This is a genomic window from Tumidithrix helvetica PCC 7403, from assembly GCF_965232925.1.
In the GTDB taxonomy this organism is placed as follows: Bacteria; Cyanobacteriota; Cyanobacteriia; order Pseudanabaenales; family Pseudanabaenaceae; genus Tumidithrix; species Tumidithrix helvetica.
The window spans coordinates 15,799-35,364 of record NZ_CBDDRA010000028.1; the positions used below are offsets into that span (position 1 = coordinate 15,799).

The 19,566-nt window shown below is 44.5% G+C and carries 18 protein-coding genes and 1 pseudogene; 11 read left to right on the top strand and 8 right to left on the bottom strand.

Annotation, left to right across the window (positions count from 1 at the left end):
- Positions 1-19: 19 nt before the first annotated feature.
- The 3 genes from ACP2WE_RS20865 to ACP2WE_RS20875 all read right to left on the bottom strand — a co-directional run bounded on the left by ACP2WE_RS20865 (position 20) and on the right by ACP2WE_RS20875 (position 1,760).
- Positions 20-409: a PPC domain-containing protein gene (locus ACP2WE_RS20865; protein WP_425217463.1), complete on the bottom strand. Its 390-nt coding sequence runs from the start codon at positions 407-409 to the stop codon at positions 20-22.
- 68 nt (positions 410-477) lie between these two features.
- Entirely contained in the window at positions 478-1,233 is a 756-nt protein-coding gene (locus tag ACP2WE_RS20870; protein ID WP_425217464.1) for a segregation/condensation protein A, read from the bottom strand.
- A gap of 167 nt (positions 1,234-1,400) precedes the next feature.
- The gene (locus ACP2WE_RS20875; protein WP_425217465.1) at positions 1,401-1,760 is read right to left on the bottom strand and encodes a LapA family protein; all 360 of its coding nucleotides are present in this window, start codon (positions 1,758-1,760) and stop codon (positions 1,401-1,403) included.
- 184 nt (positions 1,761-1,944) lie between these two features.
- Between ACP2WE_RS20875 and ACP2WE_RS20880 the strand changes: the two genes are divergently transcribed.
- From ACP2WE_RS20880 to psbC, 7 genes are all read left to right on the top strand, one after another.
- Positions 1,945-2,739, top strand: coding sequence for a DUF928 domain-containing protein (locus tag ACP2WE_RS20880; RefSeq protein ID WP_425217466.1), 795 nt, complete (start codon positions 1,945-1,947; stop codon positions 2,737-2,739).
- 64 nt (positions 2,740-2,803) lie between these two features.
- Complete coding sequence (locus ACP2WE_RS20885; RefSeq protein WP_425217467.1) at positions 2,804-3,187, top strand: hypothetical protein; 384 nt, start codon at positions 2,804-2,806, stop codon at positions 3,185-3,187.
- A gap of 2 nt (positions 3,188-3,189) precedes the next feature.
- A complete protein-coding gene (locus tag ACP2WE_RS20890; protein ID WP_425217468.1) occupies positions 3,190-3,600 on the top strand; it encodes a DUF928 domain-containing protein in 411 nt (136 codons plus the stop codon).
- 208 nt (positions 3,601-3,808) lie between these two features.
- On the top strand, positions 3,809-4,405 hold the full coding sequence (locus ACP2WE_RS20895) for a hypothetical protein (RefSeq protein ID WP_425217469.1): 597 nt from the start codon (positions 3,809-3,811) through the stop codon (positions 4,403-4,405).
- A gap of 134 nt (positions 4,406-4,539) precedes the next feature.
- The gene (gene ychF, locus ACP2WE_RS20900; protein ID WP_425217470.1) at positions 4,540-5,634 is read left to right on the top strand and encodes a redox-regulated ATPase YchF; all 1,095 of its coding nucleotides are present in this window, start codon (positions 4,540-4,542) and stop codon (positions 5,632-5,634) included.
- Between the two features lie 595 nt (positions 5,635-6,229).
- Positions 6,230-7,291, top strand: a complete 1,062-nt coding sequence (psbD, locus tag ACP2WE_RS20905; RefSeq protein WP_425217471.1) for a photosystem II D2 protein (photosystem q(a) protein) — start codon at positions 6,230-6,232, stop codon at positions 7,289-7,291.
- A 163-nt stretch (positions 7,292-7,454) separates the two neighbouring features.
- Positions 7,455-8,846 (top strand): photosystem II reaction center protein CP43, encoded by a 1,392-nt coding sequence (psbC, locus tag ACP2WE_RS20910; protein ID WP_425217472.1) that lies wholly within the window; start codon positions 7,455-7,457, stop codon positions 8,844-8,846.
- 94 nt (positions 8,847-8,940) lie between these two features.
- Here the strand turns inward: psbC and ACP2WE_RS20915 are convergent, their stop codons facing one another.
- Positions 8,941-9,240, bottom strand: a complete 300-nt coding sequence (locus ACP2WE_RS20915; RefSeq protein WP_330482369.1) for a 30S ribosomal protein PSRP-3 — start codon at positions 9,238-9,240, stop codon at positions 8,941-8,943.
- Between the two features lie 60 nt (positions 9,241-9,300).
- Here ACP2WE_RS20915 and ACP2WE_RS20920 point away from each other — a divergent pair, with 60 nt between their 5' ends.
- The 3 genes from ACP2WE_RS20920 to ACP2WE_RS20930 all read left to right on the top strand — a co-directional run bounded on the left by ACP2WE_RS20920 (position 9,301) and on the right by ACP2WE_RS20930 (position 11,826).
- A complete protein-coding gene (locus tag ACP2WE_RS20920; RefSeq protein WP_425217473.1) occupies positions 9,301-10,092 on the top strand; it encodes a TIGR01548 family HAD-type hydrolase in 792 nt (263 codons plus the stop codon).
- A gap of 201 nt (positions 10,093-10,293) precedes the next feature.
- Positions 10,294-10,872 (top strand): hypothetical protein, encoded by a 579-nt coding sequence (locus ACP2WE_RS20925; protein ID WP_425217474.1) that lies wholly within the window; start codon positions 10,294-10,296, stop codon positions 10,870-10,872.
- Positions 10,873-11,043: 171 nt separating this feature from the next.
- On the top strand, positions 11,044-11,826 hold the full coding sequence (locus ACP2WE_RS20930; protein ID WP_425217475.1) for a serine hydrolase: 783 nt from the start codon (positions 11,044-11,046) through the stop codon (positions 11,824-11,826).
- Positions 11,827-12,078: 252 nt separating this feature from the next.
- On the opposite strand, the pseudogene ACP2WE_RS20935 reads toward ACP2WE_RS20930, so the two are convergent.
- Positions 12,079-12,384 (bottom strand): annotated as a pseudogene (locus ACP2WE_RS20935) (PIN domain-containing protein); the annotation flags it as partial.
- Positions 12,371-13,198 (bottom strand): M90 family metallopeptidase, encoded by an 828-nt coding sequence (locus ACP2WE_RS20940; RefSeq protein ID WP_425217476.1) that lies wholly within the window; start codon positions 13,196-13,198, stop codon positions 12,371-12,373. The gene ACP2WE_RS20940 and the pseudogene ACP2WE_RS20935, both read right to left, overlap by 14 nt.
- A gap of 186 nt (positions 13,199-13,384) precedes the next feature.
- Here ACP2WE_RS20940 and ACP2WE_RS20945 point away from each other — a divergent pair, with 186 nt between their 5' ends.
- Entirely contained in the window at positions 13,385-15,721 is a 2,337-nt protein-coding gene (locus tag ACP2WE_RS20945; RefSeq protein WP_425217477.1) for a Tex family protein, read from the top strand.
- 16 nt (positions 15,722-15,737) lie between these two features.
- On the opposite strand, the gene ACP2WE_RS20950 is transcribed toward ACP2WE_RS20945, so the two are convergent.
- Together ACP2WE_RS20950 and ACP2WE_RS20955 are read right to left on the bottom strand one after the other, a co-directional pair.
- Positions 15,738-17,321 carry a tetratricopeptide repeat protein gene (locus tag ACP2WE_RS20950; protein WP_425217478.1) on the bottom strand — a complete coding sequence of 528 codons (1,584 nt, stop codon included), beginning with the start codon at positions 17,319-17,321 and terminating at the stop codon, positions 15,738-15,740.
- Entirely contained in the window at positions 17,318-19,492 is a 2,175-nt protein-coding gene (locus tag ACP2WE_RS20955; protein WP_425217479.1) for a tetratricopeptide repeat protein, read from the bottom strand. The genes ACP2WE_RS20950 and ACP2WE_RS20955 overlap by 4 nt, the downstream gene beginning before the upstream one ends.
- Positions 19,493-19,566: the final 74 nt, after the last annotated feature.

Here is a 19,566-nt window from a genome sequence, read left to right on the forward strand (position 1 = left end):
AATCACCGATCGCTAATCGCTAATTCACAGGTCTTAGTTTCGTGACACGCAGGGTAAATTTGCCCCCACTACTGCCGCCAAAAGATTGCACGCGCACGACATAGGTTCCAGCTTTTCGGATTTTGACAAATAACAAAGAATTGGTCGTGTCGCTGGCAGCATCATCATTCTCGGCAATCACATCGCCATCTTTACCGAGTAACGTCACTACCGTGTCAAAGGCTTCGGACGTTAGTGAAATTTCTAAGCGATCGTCTTTCGTCGCTTGAACCACATAGTCTCGAGCAAATCCCTTTTGTCCCGTGGGAATATCTTTGTCGGTGAGAATATCTGTAACTTCATTCCCTTCTAGGGGAATGGGTTTGTAAGTATTCGGGCGGTTTTGTGCGACAACCACATTTGCACACATGAGGATGCTGCAAGCCGTAGTGAAGAGAAAGATTTTAATTTTTAGGTTGTGGACAAAGGGGGAAAAGCTCAAGAAACCTCCTGAATTTGGTTGCTGGTTAGGGGCTTGATTTGAATCTTGCCATAAAAATCAGCTTGGAATAGTTCTACTTTAGACTGTGCCGATAAAAACAGTAAGCCCCAAAATACACCGACGCGGTCGTTAAAAATTGCGGCTAGATCGGAAATCTCGATCGCCGTGTTGGTGTGCAGCATAAAGTAGTTCTCAATCTCGATGATAATTTCGGTGAGATTTTCTTTGTGCGCTAACTGCGTAATCGCCCGCATGGCAGCTTTACGCGCCACCTTGGTTTGGCGCAAACGGTTGTTGGGGGACTTCCCTGATTTTTGTTCGACGAGGAGGGCGATCGCCTCAATCTGAGCGATCAGCTCGGCTAGGGTAATGCGTCTAGCTTGAGGTGGCGGCGCTACCGTGCGACGACGAATATGATCTTCAAGATTACTCGGCAATCTTGCTAGCGAAATCCCCGCAGCATCCTCAGCTAGCCAATCTGCCTCAGCATCCGCGTCATTGGGGACTTCGTCATAGGCCATTTGCGATTGAGACAAGGTATTTGCCTTCAAAAGCACCAACATGGAAGCGTAGAGTAAGGCCTGCCCAGACTCGTACAGATCGCGCCGATCGTCTGAAATCAGTCGCGACAAAAAGCGATCGATAATGTCGATGACTTGAACATCCCAAGGGTCAATTTCTCCCCGTTCTGCCAATTCGATTAACAGTGCGATCGCTTCTTTTGTAACTGACTCTGTAAGAGACTGTGTCATCAGGTTTCTACGCTAGAAGCTAATACCTTACTACAAACTCAGGTATTTGCAAGACCGAGAAATAATTGGCTGTTAGCACTTAGCAATTAGATTTTAGCAATTAGCACTTGGCTTGTTTTGATAACCGACAACTGTCAACCGTCAACTGTCAACCATCAACTAAATGATTACTTCGATGCTTCGATCTGTCTGGGCTTGTCTTCTACTTCAACATCAATCGCAGAGGCAGACACCAAACGTTTGCGTTCGTCGATTTCGGCATTGAGCGTACTGACTGTTTCTTGCAGATTTTGAATTTGGAGGTTCTTATTGCTTAGTTCCATTAAACTCTGCAAACCCGACCACACGCTAAAAAACCAGGCGATAACAGCTCCAAGCCCCATAGATAAAATTATCTCTACTGCGATCGGAGCTTCTACTTTTACATTCGGGACAATCTGGATCGGAGCAGGGCTAGTATTTTCTAACGAGAATAAAACGAGTCCTAATACGACGATAAATATTACCAAAAAATTAACTTGTCTCATAAATGAACTTTCTCCTCAGCATTTAGTCTTTAACATTGGTAAAAAGTTTATAGATAAAACTGCCCAACTACACTGACTCCAGATAAAAATTAAAGGACGAAATTTTTACCTAGAGCTTTGGGGCATACTTAACATATAGCCTGTTACGCTCGCTACTCTAGAAATATCTTAAGTCATTGCCGTTATGCTACAGCCTCAATTATGTACCAAGTATCCCAAATACAGCTTGGTTGCGAGTGCCACCTGCATGATCTTTTTGCTAAGCATTGCTACCGCTTCACCCGCGAGCGCTAGACCTCCCACCTCCCCCTTTGGTTTAGGCTTAGATTTTTTTCAAGTGTCCAGAGGCGTCAGTCGTTGTCCGACAACAATGATTGGTAATGCGATCGCCCCAGAAGATGGGGGACGAACTTTATCAAACAAGCCAACTTTTTATTTGTATATTGAAAATTTGGATGGTTCTCAGTCAAAAAATTATCGCGCCATCTTTTTTCTGCGAGAGGGAAGTAATATTCAATCAAAGCCATCCTATCGTGTGGCCGGTAATTCAAAAAAGCTAGGGCTACTTAAATTTACTTTGCCCGATGATGCCCCTGCTTTACAAGTAGGTAAAGATACGCGTTGGCAAGTACGCCTTGAATTTCCCGATCGCATTGGCGATACAAACGATATCAATGTTAATTCTTTTGTGCGTTTAGAGCAGAATGCAGAAGTAGAGCGAGCCATTCGCCAAGCCTCGTCTACGCTAGAAAAAGCTAGAATCTACGCTCGATATTACTATTGGTATGATGCGTTTGATACCTACAGTCAATGGCTAGAGGCAAATCCTTCCGATCGCATAGCAAGACAAGAGCGATCGGCGATGATGCTTTTCTCACAAGTTGCCACACCTTCTGAAAAGCTCAAATGTACGCTTGTTTCCGATATTCCCATCGATCGCATCGAGTCTAAAAATGCTGAATTCTTACTGTCACGCTAACGAATTCTAAATTCTGAATTTCATTACCTCCCCAAAATCTTAAGTTATTGACATTGACGTTGTTATGCTTCAGCCTCTGCAATTTACCAAGAATCTTAAGTACAGCTTGGTTGCGATCGCTCCTTGCATGACTTTTTTGCTAAGCATTTCTATTACTTCTTCACCCAGTTTAGCTGGAACTCCCATATCCCCATTTGGTTTGGGACTTTCTCCTGTTAGCGATCAAATGGGCTATCGCTGTCACCCACCTTTTGGAGGAAACACTCTGGCTCCAGTGGACGGGGGACGAACTCTTTCTGCTCAGCCCACCTTTTATGCTTATATAGAAAAATCTGGGGAGATACCAAAAGGAGAACCACTTCGGATTACCTTTATGCTTCGTGATGGAACTGGTCATGAGGCAATATCAACCTATCGTGCCACTGGACTGGAACCGTCACAAAATTAGGATTGCTCAAATTTACATTTCCCAACTACCTTCCAGCTTTGCAAGCAGGTAAAGATATTCGTTGGCAAGTAAGAATTGATTCTGGCGATGATACCAATAATTTTTCTGGCGTTGTCCGTCTCGAGCAAAATGACGAAGTGAAGCAAGCCATACAGCAAGCCTACTCTGATTTAGAAAAAGCCAGAATCTACGCAGGTTATTTCTATTGGTACGATGCTTTTGATGCTTACACGCAATGGCTAGATGCCAACCCATCAGATCTCATTGCAAGACGAGAGCGATCGGCAATGATGAATCTCGGACTAGTCAATGTTTCTTCGATCAAACTGAAATGCAACCCTGTGATCGTTCCGATCGATCGCATCGAGTCACAAAAATCTGAATCCTTACAGTTATCTCCTAGAAGATTTTAGACTCAAGACGAATTATGGATTTTGATTATTTGTTTTGTGGTGGGTTTAAAAGCGATTTGCTGTAAATTCAGCTTGACATAAATTTTTGCGACTAGAAACTAACCGCAGATATTAGAGTATATGCTTTTGGGACAATAACCTCGGTTCCGCAGCCTCGCAAAAAAAATCTTGTATTCTTTATGAATATCCATACATTCTGACTCATCGCATGGGACATGATTTTCTTGATTCAATCGCAGATAAACCTTTTTACAGGCTGATTCAGCAAAAGTATAAAGGCAAGGTCGCACAGCGCAGTGGTGTTAGCTACATGAACCATATTCAAGAAGGTGCTTATATTCTTCAGTTGATTTACGGCAATAACGAAGATTTGATAGAAGCATTTTGTCTTCACCCAATTTTCCAAAGTGACAAATTGCTGTCTCAATTGTTTTCTGATAGCTCATCTGAACTTTCTCTTATTTCGCCTCACGCCATAATTTTAGGAATGGAGTATAGGCGTGTTGCAGGCAATTATACGATCAAGAATAAAATTAAGAGCTTCAACTCCATCGAAATTGGTCCACTCGATAAAGTTCATAAAATGTTGGTAGCCGACAAAATTCAAAATAAAAAAGATTTTATGAAATATCTGTATTTGAAGCATGACCGACCTTCATATCACAAGGTTTCAGAACATGTAATTCAATATTTTGACAGTTGGCTCAATTGTCTATCAGTCAGCCAAGAAATGTATAAAGAAATAGTCGAACAAGTAGAACAAAATCTAAAGTTAATAGTTCTGGATGATATTAACAATTGCTGAGAAAGTTCTTGTATCAAAACGCTTGCGGCTTTTCATCACAATGAGAAATCCTAGTTTTGCCCGATCGCTTACGTCACGGGTAAAAGTTGTGACACAATTTAATGCGGATATATAAAAGATTTCTAGGATAAATAATGCTCAAAGCTGGGATTGTGGGTTTGCCAAATGTGGGAAAGTCCACTTTGTTTAATGCCTTAGTTGCCAATGCCAAAGCCGAGGCTGCCAACTTTCCCTTTTGTACGATTGAGCCCAATGTCGGTACGGTTACGGTACCTGACGAACGGCTAGAGGTATTGGCAAAGGTTGGAAACTCTGCCCAAATCGTGCCAACCCGTATGGAGTTTGTCGATATTGCGGGTTTGGTCAAAGGCGCAAGCAAAGGCGAAGGACTGGGCAATCAGTTTTTAGCAAATATTCGCACTTGCAACGCGATCGCCCATGTTGTTCGCTGTTTTGAAGATGAGAATATTTTGCATGTCGAGAACAGCATCGATCCCGTTCGAGACATTGAGATTATCAACTTAGAACTGGCGCTCTCCGATCTAGCTCAGGTCGATCGCCGCATCGATCGCAGCCGCAAAGGCGCAAGAGCAGGCGATGCCGATGCCAAGTTAGAGCTAGCCACCCTAGAGAAAGTGCGGGAAGCTCTCGATCTAGGTAAACCAGCCCGTTCGCTCGACTTGAGTGATGAGGAATTGGGGGCGATCGAATTTTTGCAACTGCTCACGCTCAAACCCACCATTTATGCGGCAAATGTTTCCGAGTCCGATCTAGCGACGGGCAATGCTTTTGTCGATCGCGTGCGGGCGATCGCATTAGCTGAAAAAGCAGAAGTCATTGTCGTTTCTGCCCAAGTTGAGTCAGAGTTGATCGAGCTATCTGCCGAAGAACGTCAAGACTTTTTAGAGTCACTAGGGGTAAGTGAAGGCGGACTTAAATCTCTAATCCGCGCCACCTATCATTTGTTGGGCTTACGCACCTACTTCACAGTTGGACCCAAGGAAGCCAGAGCTTGGACAATTCATGCGGGAATGAGTGCCCCACAGGCAGCGGGCGTGATTCACTCCGATTTTGAACGAGCCTTTATTCGGGCTGAAACCGTGGCTTTTGATGACCTCGTGGCAATGGGCTCCATGACCGCAGCCAAGGAAAAAGGCTTAGTGCGGAGTGAAGGCAAAGAGTACATCGTCAAGGAAGGGGATGTTATCCTGTTTAGAACCAGTGCATAGAAGCGATCGCACCTATAGCAATCCTAACTGAGTGGCAATTCATTTGTAGCGCAGGCATCTTGCCTGCAAGGGCTTTTAGCTACGTTCACAAACAATTAAGGATCGCTCCTTCAGGTGCGATGCAATTCGCGGAAACGTTTTCTGGTTTCGAGGCAAACTTACCTACGTGAATGCTTCGCTCTCATTTTGGGGTTTAAGCGATCGCCAAATGCAGGTTTACCTGCATAATTAGTGTTAGATAGAAGTCATAAAAGCGCATAGTTATCTAAATTTTTGATGGCTTGTGTTAAGCATTGTTTTACGCTAAGTAAAAATACCTATTCTAGTCCTTAATTCCATTCCAATGAGTATATTTACTCAATACATGAGATGGCTAGAGCTTGCTTTACGTCAACCATTCAGGCGATAATTACTTTTTCGAGTTTAATGATTTCTTTATATTTTAAATTCTCGGTTTAGAGCGCCTAAAGCCTCGTAAGAATGAAGAATATGCATCATTACCCGTTGAATCTTCGCCTAGGGGATCAAACTGTAAAGATGTGTTAAGCTTATTCAAAATCCATACAAAACTAATACGTATAGAGGGATTTAATTTATGACCATTGCTATCGGGAGATCGCAACAGGTCGAAAGAGGATGGTTTGATGTCCTTGACGACTGGCTGAAGCGCGATCGTTTTGTATTCGTAGGTTGGAGCGGTCTTTTACTGTTCCCTACCGCATTTTTAGCTGTTGGTGGCTGGATGACCGGCACCACTTTTGTATCTTCTTGGTATACCCATGGTCTAGCTTCTAGCTACCTTGAAGGTGCTAACTTTTTGACCGTAGCTGTTTCCACACCTTCGCTCAGTATGGGTCACTCCTTACTTTTGCTCTGGGGACCTGAAGCCCAAGGCGATTTTACCCGCTGGTGTCAAATCGGTGGTCTATGGACATTTGTGGCTCTACACGGTGCTTTTGGTCTGATTGGCTTTATGCTGCGTCAGTTTGAAATTGCTCGTCTAGTTGGTATTCGTCCTTATAATGCGATCGCCTTCTCAGGTCCTATCGCCGTATTTGTTTCCGTATTCTTGATGTACCCTCTAGGACAATCTGGTTGGTTCTTTGCTCCTACCTTTGGTGTAGCGGGGATCTTCCGCTTCATCCTATTTTTGCAAGGTTTCCACAACTGGACGCTTAACCCCTTCCACATGATGGGTGTTGCAGGTATTCTCGGTGGCGCTCTACTCAGTGCGATTCACGGTGCAACTGTTGAAAACACTTTGTATCAAGATGACGACGGTTCGACGACCTTCAAAGCATTTAACCCAACACAAGCTGAAGAAACCTACTCCATGGTTACGGCTAACCGTTTTTGGAGCCAAATCTTTGGTATTGCCTTCTCTAACAAGCGTTGGCTTCACTTCTTTATGCTGTTCGTTCCAGTTACTGGACTCTGGTTCTGTAGCGTTGGTATCGTTGGTCTAGCACTCAACCTACGTGCCTATGACTTTGTATCTCAAGAAGTTCGTGCCGCAGAAGATCCTGAGTTTGAGACTTTCTACACCAAAAACCTCCTGTTAAATGAAGGTATTCGTGCTTGGATGGCTCCTCAAGATCAGCCTGCTGAAAACTTCATCTTCCCAGAAGAAGTTCTACCCCGTGGTAATGCTCTGTAATTTGAGCTACACCACTCAGCTATCAGCGATCGGCTTAAGTACTGGTTTTAGATTATGATTCTTATCTAAGGATAATTTTCAAATCGTAAAGCTAGCGGCTGACAACTGATAGCTGATCTCTTTAATCACTGAACAATAAATAAGTTTTTGGAGAAATTCCCTCGTGACGACGACAATTAACTTCAACTCGTTGGGGGTTGGTGGACGAACTCAAGATACTTCAGGCTTTGCTTGGTGGTCTGGAAACTCACGCCTAATCAACCTGTCAGGCAAGCTACTGGGTGCTCACGTTGCCCATGCTGGTCTGATTGTTTTTTGGGCTGGAGCTATGACCCTATTTGAGGTTGCTCACTTTGTACCCGAAAAGCCTTTGTACGAACAAGGCTTTATTTTATTACCTCACCTTGCAACGCAAGGCTGGGGCGTTGGTCCTGGCGGTGAAATTGTGGATATTTTCCCCTATTTCGTCGTTGGCGTTCTACATATTATTTCCTCGGCAGTTTTAGGGCTTGGTGGCATCTATCACGCGATTCGCGGACCTGAAGTACTAGAAAACTACTCCACATTCTTTGGCTACGACTGGAAAGACAAGAACAAGATGACAACCATCTTGGGTATTCACCTAATTCTTTTGGGAATTGGTGCTTTTCTACTCGTAATTAAGGCGATGTCCTTTGGTGGTCTTTATGATACTTGGGCTCCAGGTGGTGGCGATGTTCGGATTGTCACAAATCCTACTCTTAACCCTCTAATCATTTTTGGTTATGTACTCGGTTCGCCTTTTGGTGGTTCGGGCAACATCGTTGGGGTAAATAACCTAGAAGATGTTGTCGGTGGACATATCTGGGTTGGGCTGATCTGCATTTCTGGTGGTATCTGGCATATTGTTACCAAGCCTTTTGGCTGGGCGAGACGTGCTTTGGTATGGTCTGGTGAAGCCTATCTTTCCTATAGCTTGGGTGCTTTGTGCATCATGGCATTTATTGCGACTAACTTTGTTTGGTTTAATAACACTGTCTATCCCAGTGAATTCTATGGTCCTACAGGTCCTGAAGCCTCACAAGCTCAAGCCTTTACCTTTATCGTGCGCGACCAAAAGCTAGGTGCTAACATCGGTACTTCTCAAGGTCCTACAGGGTTAGGTAAGTACTTGATGAGATCTCCTACTGGCGAAATCATTCTAGGTGGAGAAACTATGCGCTTCTGGGATTTTCGCGGTCCTTGGCTAGAGCCTCTTCGCGGCCCTAACGGCTTGGATATTGACAAAATGAAGAATGACATTCAGCCTTGGCAAACCCGCCGCGCTGCTGAATACATGACACATGCTCCTTTGGGTTCTCTCAACTCAGTCGGTGGTGTTATCACAGAAATTAATGCTGTGAACTTTGTATCTCCTCGCTCTTGGTTGGCAACCTCTCACTTTGTGCTTGCGTTTATGTTCCTAGTAGGTCACCTATGGCATGCAGGACGCGCTCGTGCTGCTGTGGCTGGCTTTGAAAAGGGCATCAACCGTACCTATGAGCCTGTTCTGACCATGCCAGACCTTGATAAGTAATTGCTTTTACAGCAAGCTTATCTCTGTTTCTGTCTATAAAATAAAATCCCCTGAAGTTTTTCAGGGGATTTTTAATGCTTATAGCCTTTATGTATTAGTTACTACCAGTAAATACGACATCGGGGAACTTTGCCTGAGCTTCAGTCATAGGGCGATTTCTGCCTTCCTCTTGCCAGTAATTAATTACTTCGGTAGCTTTGTTAAGAATTTCAATTCTTTCTTGATCGGCAATCCAAGGTTTGCCTTCCATCTCGGTTTTAAGCTGATCCCAAGCATCGTCTCTGGGCCAGAAAAAATACTTGGTAAGAGGACTATTGCCCTTACCAACTACTTGGTCAACTGCTAAAGCTACATTATTCTCTAACCATAGAATTTTTAGAATAAACTGGGACAAACTTCCTTTCCTCCGTAGAAATTTACGTTACATACTTAATTAGCGATCTTAGACTCTAACATGATAGACCTGTCAAAAGTTGCCTTGGTTCTCGATATTGATGGCGTAATTAGAGATGTCGCTGGCTCTTATCGTCGGGCACTGGCTGATACAGTCGAGCATTTTACCCACCAAGCCTATCGTCCTACCCCCCAACAGATTGATGATTTAAAGGCAGAAGGCATTTGGAATAATGACTGGGAGGCAGCTCAGGAGTTGACTCGCCGTTACTTTGCCGCAGAGGCTAAAGGCGGAGAGGCGGTTAGTTATGAGGCGATCGTCCAGTTTTTCCAAAGCCGCTATCGTGGGGACGATCCCGTACATTGGAACGGCTATATTTCCCAAGAACCCCTGATTGCGACACCTGAATATTTTCAGACCTTGACAACAGCAAAAATTGCTTGGGGATTTTTTAGCGGTGCAACCCTAGGCTCGGCATCCTATGTGTTACGCCGACTAGAGATTCAAGATCCTGTGCTAGTGGCGATGGAGGATGCCCCAGGTAAGCCCGACCCCACAGGTCTATTTATGGCGATCGCTCGCCTCGAACATCACCATACCAAACTTGATTTTGTCATTTATGCGGGGGATACGGTCGCAGATATGCTCACTATCCAAAAAGCCCGCCAGATCGCGACTAACGGTCAACATTTTATGGCTGTGGGTGTCATTCCACCCCACGTTCAGGATCCTCAACGACAGGCCTATACCGATTTGTTAAAAGCTCACGGAGCCGATCTGGTTTTAGAAAATATTTTGGCTCTGACGCCCGAAGCGATCGCTCAGCAAATCAATATGGCTGTTGGCAGTTAGCTCTTTAAAAAAACGATTTTTTGATATGATAAAACTCTAAAACTTCCTAACTAATATGATAAAATTCTAAAGCTTAGTGATAGATAATGTCGTTGTAATCGACATGGCAACGATAAATAGTTAGCCCCTAAGCGTAGCGAATGCAGTTCAACTCAACTGTTAGTCTTAATTTACTATTACTATTTCCCTAGGATAAAAATTATGGTTCCTTGGAGCATAATAAGTGGCAAATGGAATGTAACCTCTTTGATAAGAAGTTCGCGTAATGTTGCATCGGTAGCAATTCTCACAATTCTTATTAGCACATCCCCGTTTTTATCAAGAACTGCATCAGCCGAAACTAAGCAGGTTAGAATCGATTGGGTTAGACTTGCAAGAGAACTATTTGTTGAGTTTTCTAAGGTGGTTATCAGAGAAACCGTGGATGAATTTATCAAAGCATCCTTGAATGAATTGAATGTTCCGCAGCCACTTCCTTTTGATATTGCGATTTCAAAATATATTGCTGGAAGAAGAGTTGATTTTTCCAACGAAATGGATGGTCGTCAGTTTTCAGGTATAGTTATAAAATCTGGAATACAACGCAATTCCGATACCAGTGAGTCAGGTGCTGCTGGAGCCATTTCTTGGGAAGATGGTGCATTTTCGACAATTCTTTTTTTGGAAAACCGACGAGTCCGCATATGGAGTTCTGGAAAGGAGTATGGCGGAGATTGGATTGCAAAGAATAATGTTCTATATGTTAGAACCGATATAGGTTCTTTATATCGTTTCTATTAACGCTCAATATGATCCACTTTTAGGTGATCGCGCTAAAACTTCTAGAATTGAGTTGGACAGCGCAATCGGTTTCTGAGATGTACTACATAGCTAAAAATCTACTTCTCAATCTGACATAGAAATGATTTATTAAATGAACAATTACCGTTGATTAAGCGCGAAATACAACTTATGATAGCTGTAGATATTTTGATTTCAGCCCTGCTATTCGTTTCTCCAGATGCAATAACCGATGAAGTATTTTTTGCTTCAAAAGTAGATATCCAACCAGAGAGTGTCAATCGATCCCTACCTCAATCAATTGAAGTAAAAGGTGTTGAATCATTTATCATTATAGATATTGAAACTGGAGCGAAAGTAGGTCGTAACACTACACAGGTTCAGCGTAGTGTTGCTTCTATAAGCAAGCTTTTTATTGCTGAACTTGTTGCTAAAAATATAAAGCAAGAAAAGCTCAGATTGGAGGAAATTAAAAATGATTTAGATGCAATGCTTTCAGTGTCAGACAACTTTGCATCTAATCGTCTAATACATCGTCTTGGTGGCTTTGCAGAGATTAATCGTCAGCTTCGTGAGCAGGGTTACAAACAGACCCAATTTGATAGAGAATATGGGATTCTGTTCGCAGGTCAAGATCCCAACCAGACTAATTTGGAAGAAATTGCAGAAACTCTGACTCGACTTACCAATATATCTGGAGATCTCGGGCAATTCATGCGAGATGCTTTACAAAGATCAGAGCAAAAGGAAAACTTAGGATCTGATTTCGGGAAAATAGGAATTAATGCTGCCATAATTGGCAATGCGGGAGTTGTACAAGAAGGTAGACGTAAATTTGTCATTATTATTTTGACTTCTGGAACTGATATACAGTCAGAGGATTTGGGATTGGAAATTGTGAGGCAAGCATTTTCTGAGGTGCGTAGTAGACTTCAAGGTAAGCCTAAATCCTGAGTAAGGTAGAAATAGAAAAAAGTGCGAGTATTTGATTGACCATGGACTAAGCCTAACTAGTGCGTAGGGTTTGAACCCCTCCTCTCTCTTTTATGTGTATTTAGCACGGGTTAGGCTGAGCCTTTATAACAAATCGATGCGCTATTAAGATTATCTGTTTTTAACCAAGATTAGGGAAACAAAAATAGTTGGCTACATTGCTACGTTGTTGAGTTTGGAGAAGTTATTGGCGGTCGCGCCACAAATAAATTATCTGATTGCTACTAACCGACCCCGACGCTCATCCATCAAAACCTGTTCAGCTTGAATCTCGACTGCTAGAGCGATCGCTTCAGCTTCTCCAATATCAAGTTCGCTACCAAGAGCTTCTACAAGCGTGCGATCGCTAACTGCATGAACTTGCACCCAATCAAAGGTTTTAACTTCCGTTGCACCCGCAACTGGAAAGCTGGGATCGGTGAGTTCTCTAAAAACGGCTTCGGGAATAAGAACCTTACCGTACAATTGATGGAGGAGATGGAGCTGATTAATTGCGGCAAGACTGTTAACTACGCCCATGCAAAGGATCGAGTTTGTAGTAGCGTTGGAGAAGTTCGTAAAGAAGCTGATGCTGCTTTAGTAATGAATGAGGCTTTTCGAAAAACGTCTCGGTGGCGACCGCAAAAAACTCGGCGGGATTCGTTGAGCCGTAACTATCTATCACAGTCTTTTCGCCGCGTTCTACCGACTTACAGAGGGCTAAATATTCCTCAGTCATCACCTTTGCCCAAATCGCATAGTCTAATTCTCTTGGCAAAATTGGTACACCTTCCGCCCTGCCATTCTCCTGATCCAATTGGTGAGAAAATTCATGTAGCACGACATTATGACCATCCTGCCAGTTCTGTGTGTCTCGTTCCACCTGATCCCAAGCGAGAATCAATTGATCTCTCGTCCATGACTCCCCTAATCTTGTTGTCAGCCTTTCCTCTACTACATAACTCTCATTCATCACGGTTTCATTTACCTGATAAGCACTGGGATAAACCAAAATGGAACGGAGTCTAGGGAAATATTTGCCGCGATCGCTAAGCAAGAGCAGACAGGCGATCGCGGCGATAATCACCTTCATTTTCTCTGTTACCTGTAACCCCAAACAGCCAATAAATTGTTTTTCGGCTAAAAAGACGCGAACATGCCCTTGCAGTTGTTTTTGCTGAGAGAAAGAGAGATGAGAATAAATAGCAAGGTTGCGCTCAATTAAAGACAACCAATGGTTTGGAAAAGGCTGACGCCTGAGACGATCGCGTCGCCACTTCACGAAAAATGGATAGGCTAAAATCGCCAGTGCGATCGCACTGGCAATAATGCTGAAAATAGTGACTTGAACCATAGAAGTTTTGGCTAGAATAGTAGGAAAGATTCATGAATTACCCTTACTATTCAGATCGCGATAAATCTATCTTTATCGTAGACTCTTCGCCAAGAATTTGCATAGATTCCTTGCTGTTCTGGTAGCTCAGCGTGAGTCCTCTGCTCTACAATATCACCTAGCCTTACATACGCTTACATACTTCTAATGCAAAACCTCGAACAACTTCTAGCACAAGAGCTTTCTCTGCGGTCTGGGCAAATCAAAAATGCTTTAGAGCTGTTTGCTGAGGGTGCAACCATTCCTTTCATCGCTCGCTATCGTAAAGAGCGCACGGGAGAGATGAATGAAGTCCAGCTACGGGATTTGCAAGACCGCTATACCTATCTCACCGAGTTGCACGATCGCAAAACAACCATTCTTCAAGCGATCGCCGATCAGGGCAAATTGACCGATGATCTCAAAGCCAAAATTGAAGCCTGTACCCAAAAAACGGAATTGGAAGATCTCTATCTTCCCTATCGCCCCAAACGCAGAACTAGAGCGACGATTGCTAGGGAAAAGGGCTTGGAGCCTCTGGCAGAAGCCATTAAGGCGCTCAACCATTCTCATGTCTCTACAGTATCCCTAGAACAATCAGCGGCAAAATATTTATCCGAACAGGTGAAGACTATTGAGGATGCCCTGAAGGGAGCAGCGGATATTCTCGCGGAAGAAGTGGCAGAAAACGCAGAATATCGCGCCTATTTGCGATCGCTTTTGCTCGAGACGGGAATCTTTGTCTCGCAGCTCAAAGATGCGCACCCAGAAGGTACGACCAAGTTTGAAATGTACCGCGAATACCAGGCTAAGGTGAAGGCGATCGCGCCCCATAATCTGCTAGCCCTGCTGCGTGGCGAAACCGAGGAGGTTCTTACACTTACGCTCAGCTTTGATGAAGATACTGTCCTCTCTTATCTGGAATCGCAACAGATTCAAACAAAAAACTCAGCATTGCGGCAGTTTTATCGAGATATGCTCAAGGATGCCTTTAATCGCTTGATGCGAACTTCCTTAATTGCGGCGGTGACTGCCGAGAAGAAAGCTTGGGCAGATGGTGAGTCCATCAAAACCTTTGAAACCAATTTACGAGATTTGCTCCTAGCGGCTCCCGCAGGGATGAAACCGACCCTAGCGATCGACCCCGGCTTCCGCACGGGCTGTAAGACTGCCGCGATCGACGAGACGGGTAAATTTCTAGAATATCAAACGATTTTCCCGCATCAGTCCGATGCCCAAAGAGAACAGGCGGCGCGAACCTTGAGAACGCTAATTGAGAAATATCAGATTCAACTGATTGCGATCGGCAATGGTACAGCGGGAAGAGAAACCGATACCTTTGTCACGGAGGCACTTCAAGGGCTTCCTCAACCACCTGTTAAGGTAATGGTCAACGAATCGGGTGCATCGATCTATTCTGCCAGTCCAGTGGCAATTTCAGAGTTCCCCGATCTGGACTTGACAGTGCGCGGTGCGGTCAGTATTGGGCGACGACTGCAAGACCCCCTAGCAGAACTGGTGAAGATCGATCCAAAATCCATTGGCGTGGGGCAGTATCAGCATGATGTCGATCAAAAATTGCTCAAGAAAAAACTGGATGAAACCGTAGAGAGCTGCGTCAACTATGTGGGCGTGGATCTGAACACAGCTTCCAAAGAACTGCTGGCGTTTGTGTCTGGGCTCAGTCCTAGTGTCGCCAATAATATCGTCGCCTATCGCAATCAAAACGGTGCGTTTCGCGATCGCCGTCATTTGTTAAAAGTCCCCAAGTTGGGCGCAAAAGCCTTCGAGCAGGCAGCAGGCTTCCTGCGAATTCGCGGCGGCGATCATCCCCTAGACAATACCGCCGTTCATCCCGAAAGCTATGGCGTGGTGGAAGCGATCGCGCGAGATCTCAAGGTATCTTTATCTGAAATCGCTCAGGCAGGTGACAAGCTCAAATCTGTAAATCTCAAGCAATATGTCACGGAAGCGATCGGAGAACCAACGCTGCGCGACATCCTAAAAGAATTGGAAAAACCTGGGCGTGACCCCCGTGCAGAATTTAAATATGCCACCTTCAGCGATGCCGTCCAAGCGATGTCCGATCTAGAAGTTGGTATGGAATTAGAAGGCATCATTACCAATGTCGCCAACTTCGGTGCTTTTGTCGATATTGGCGTACATCAAGACGGATTGATACACGTTTCGCAGTTGGCCGATCGCTTTGTCAGCGATCCAAAGCAGATTGTGAAGGTGGGACAGGTCGTCAAAGTAAGAGTTCTAGAAGTGAATGAATCTTTGAAACGCATTAGTTTATCCATGAAGTCATCGGAATCTCCGCGATCGTTGGGGACATCGGAAAAGAAGCTCGAAAAGAACTCCAGCCATGAGATCTTGACTCCAAAGCGTGGCGGAACGCAGCCTGAAAAAAATCGCGCTCAAGAACAAAAATCTCAGGCTCAAAAACCTGCAACCTTAGACGATCTGCAAGCGAAGTTTGGACGCAAACAACGCCCTAAATAACTGAGGTTGCGTTATCCTAGCCCACTAACGTTTCTAGGGCTTTCAATACATCCTCAAACATGCCCTGCCAATCTCCCGCCTGTGGTTGACGGAACAATCGCATGGTGGGATACCAAGGGCTATCCTCTCGATCTAGCAACCAACGCCAATCAGGGACAAACGGAAGTAATACCCACACTGGTTTACCCATTGCCCCTGCTAAATGTGCCACGGCAGTATCTACGGAAATAATCATATCCATTTGGTCGATTAATTGGGCTGTGTCGGCAAAATCAAGAATCAGAGGATTTAGATCGTGCAGACGAGATTCTTGCGATAATTCCTGAATGTCAGATGCATCGCATCCCACCTGAAGGCTGTAAAGATGAACATTAGGAAGTGAAAGCAAAGATAGAAACATCGACAGAGAACAGGATTTATATTTTTGGAATTTAAGATATTCCCGATCGCCTTTATTGCTACTTGCCCAAACAATGCCGATTTTTAAGCTGGCGGAACGAACGGTTGGGATTTGAGGAGTTCCTTTACCCTCCATGGGGATTGAGATGTATGGGATTTGCTGGGGGATCGTCTCTAAATTCGTGCCAAAAATAAGCGGCAGACTCATTAAAGGAACATGAATATCAAAGGAAGGAGGCAAACTATCTATAGAGATGAATTCTATCGCTGGATAAGCTTCTGACAACAAGCGCATTAGCGGACTTGGTGACTGCACGACGATCTTTTTAACCCGTTCTTGTACCAAAGGTAGATAGCGAATGAATTGAATGACATCACCGAAACCCTGCTCCGCCCATAACAGAATGGTGGCATTGGGTAGGAACGTACCATCCCAAACTGGTTGCGGGAAATTGGGAGCGGTTCTGCCTTGCATCTGCCAACGCCACTCATTCTCTATTAAACCTCTCTGATAATCGCCAGTGAGAAGTAAAGCCAGTGCCAGATTGTGATGAGCTTCAACAAAATTGGGTTTGATCGATAGGGCTGTCTCATAGGCGAGAATTGCCGATTCGATTTTTTTCTGAGCGGCAAGCGCAATACCTAGATTGTAGTAGGCTTCGGCAAGTTGTGGATTGACCGCGATCGCTCGTTCGTATTTCGCGATCGCGTCATCGATATGCTCTCGCTGAAATAAAATTGCTCCTAGTTTAGAATAGGCCTCTGCTAGAGTGGGCTTAAGTGCGATCGCGCGTTCTAGGTAGGGAATTGCCGCTTCTAGATGCTCGAGCTTAAATAGGGCAGCCCCAAGATTGTAATTCGCTTCTGGCAGATTTGGAGCGATCGCAAGGGCAGATTGATAATGGGCGATCGCAGATTCTAAATGGTTTTGCAAAGCCAAGAGCGCCCCGAGGTTACAGTGATTTTGGGCTGAGTCAGGTTGCAGGGTAAGGATCGCTTGAAAGCAAGCGATCGCAGGTTCCATCTGATTGAGTCGCAGGTGAATTTTTCCCAAAGCATTAAGATTTTCTAAATCATCGGGTACTTGCTTGTAGATCTGTTGGCGAATTTGCAAAGCGATCGCATAATCACCAAGAGCTTCCTGCTTTCTGGCTGCTTCAATCCAGCCTTGTACTTGGTCTTGCCCATGGATAGAATTCATACGCCTTTACCGTTCCCCCTATTCACTTGCTGTTTAAAGAAATTTTCTAATGCCACGATACAAGTTCGGTCATCATAGAGATCCCCATGACGCGCGCTCATTCTTTCTAGAATATGATTTCTCCAGTCCAGATCCAAACCTAACCTCGCTGCAATCTCTATATAGTCGGCTGCGGTGGGCGCGATCGTCTCGGTTACGCCGAGCATTTGTAAAATGCCATAGGCATGTCGTCCGCGCATAAATTCGCCTGGGCAAGTAACGACGGGGGAATCACAGGCGATCGCTTCCAAAGTGGTGTTTCCACCTGACCAGCCAAAACTATCCAAAAACACATCCGAAAGAATATGGACATTGAGATATTCAGCTCTTGCTAAACTTGGTAAAAAGATACAGTGTGCTTGACTGCTGAGATCGCGATCGGCAAAAGCTTTCTCTAGGCGATCGCAAAATTGTTGCGTTACATAGGCAGATTTATGGGCTAAGAATAGGAATTTTGCCGAGGGAACCCGTATGGCAATTTCAGCTAGGATGTAATCGTACTGGGGGAGATATTTGTAGAGAGATTGACTGCAAAAGTAGAGAATGGCTGCCTCAGGTAAATGGAAGTGAGCGCGAGGCTTGAGTCTCTCTGGTAAAATCGGCTTCGGATAGGAAATCGCAAGATTGGGCAATCGAATCAGGTTTTCCGTGTAATGCGTTTCAGCATTTTGGGGCTCCATGAGTTCGCTGGAGAGAAAATAATCAATTGTCGATAAACCCGAAGTCACGGGATGCGCCCAAGAAGTACATTGGACAGGAGCGAGACGCATGGCAGCAAGAGCCGTTGTATGGGGATACATGCCAATATCGACAAACACTAAAATATGTAAGTTGTCCGCAGTGATACGATCGGCAATCGCGGCGAAATCGTTGGGAATGTGATAAAAGAATTGACTCGCTTGTTGAAATTCTTGGGTGACTCGATCGGGCTTTTTGCCAATAAAATAGCTATAGACCTCGAACTGTTCGGGGTCGTTATAGCGCAACCAATTGAGAACTAGCCTTGTGGCGGCATGGTCGTGTAAGTAGGCTGAAACATATCCAATCCGAATTTTCTCTCCTGCTTTGCGTGCGGGCATAGCAAGTTGACGTTCCCAACTCCACTGTGGATATTTTGCTGCCATGATTTCTCGGACGAGTTGCCCATATTGGCGTTGGAACTCCACATCATTTTGAGCTTGGTAGGCAAGATAAAAATTGGTGATACTGAGAATGCTATCTAAACACCATTGGCAATTCTTGTTTAACTCAGTCTCTGATGAAACAGGGCTACTTAGTTTTGTACGAATCACGCGAGCAAATTGTTCTAGCCCCCAGATTGCCCGTTGTCGCCAATCATCGATTTGTTCTACGGTATCGTAGAGTAGGGGTAATGCAAGATAAAAAAGTTGATAGGCATTTGAGTTGGGATCGAGTTCTATTGATTTTTGACAAGCAGCGATCGCCGCTTCAGCTTGACCGTCCATAAACAGTGCTAGACCGAGATTAAAGTAGTTCTCAGAATCGTTGGGAGCAATCCTGAGAGCAGTTTGATAATGCCCGATCGCTTCGCTTGCATTTCTTTGTTGATAGGCAATCGAACCAAGATTGTTATAGGCTTCGGCACAGTCGGGCTGCAATTCTAAGGTTCTTTGCAGATATTCCATAGCCAGCTCGAACTTACCCTGCTTGGTAATCAAGGTTCCCAAATTCACGAGGGCATTCATATAGGTCGGTTCTATTTCTAGAACAGTTTCATAACAGGCGATCGCTTCCTCGAGTAGATCTTGTTCTGCTAGGGCATTACCAAGATTATAATGGGCATCAACATACTGAGGTTTGAGAGAAATCGCTCTTTTAAAACTTGCGATCGCGGCACCTAGATTTTCTTCTTTGACAAACACAATGCCCAAGTGATTGTGCGTCTCGGGAGGAATCAAGCTAGGCTTTAGTTCTAGAGCTTTTTGTTTGTAAGGCATGACTTCAGACTGCCGACCTTGCCGATTGCGAATATCTCCGAGCAACCAGTAAGCATCCGCAAAATCAGGAACGGTTTCTAGGCAAAGTTCGCAGAGATGACTGGCATCTTCTAACTGTCCTTGTGATAAGTGCAATCTTGCTAATTCCAGTTGACGAATACACTCATCGGTCATAGATATCTTCAATTTGCCTTAAAGGTATATAAGATCCTTGCTGATTTGTATGTTGTAGGGGCAATTCATGAATT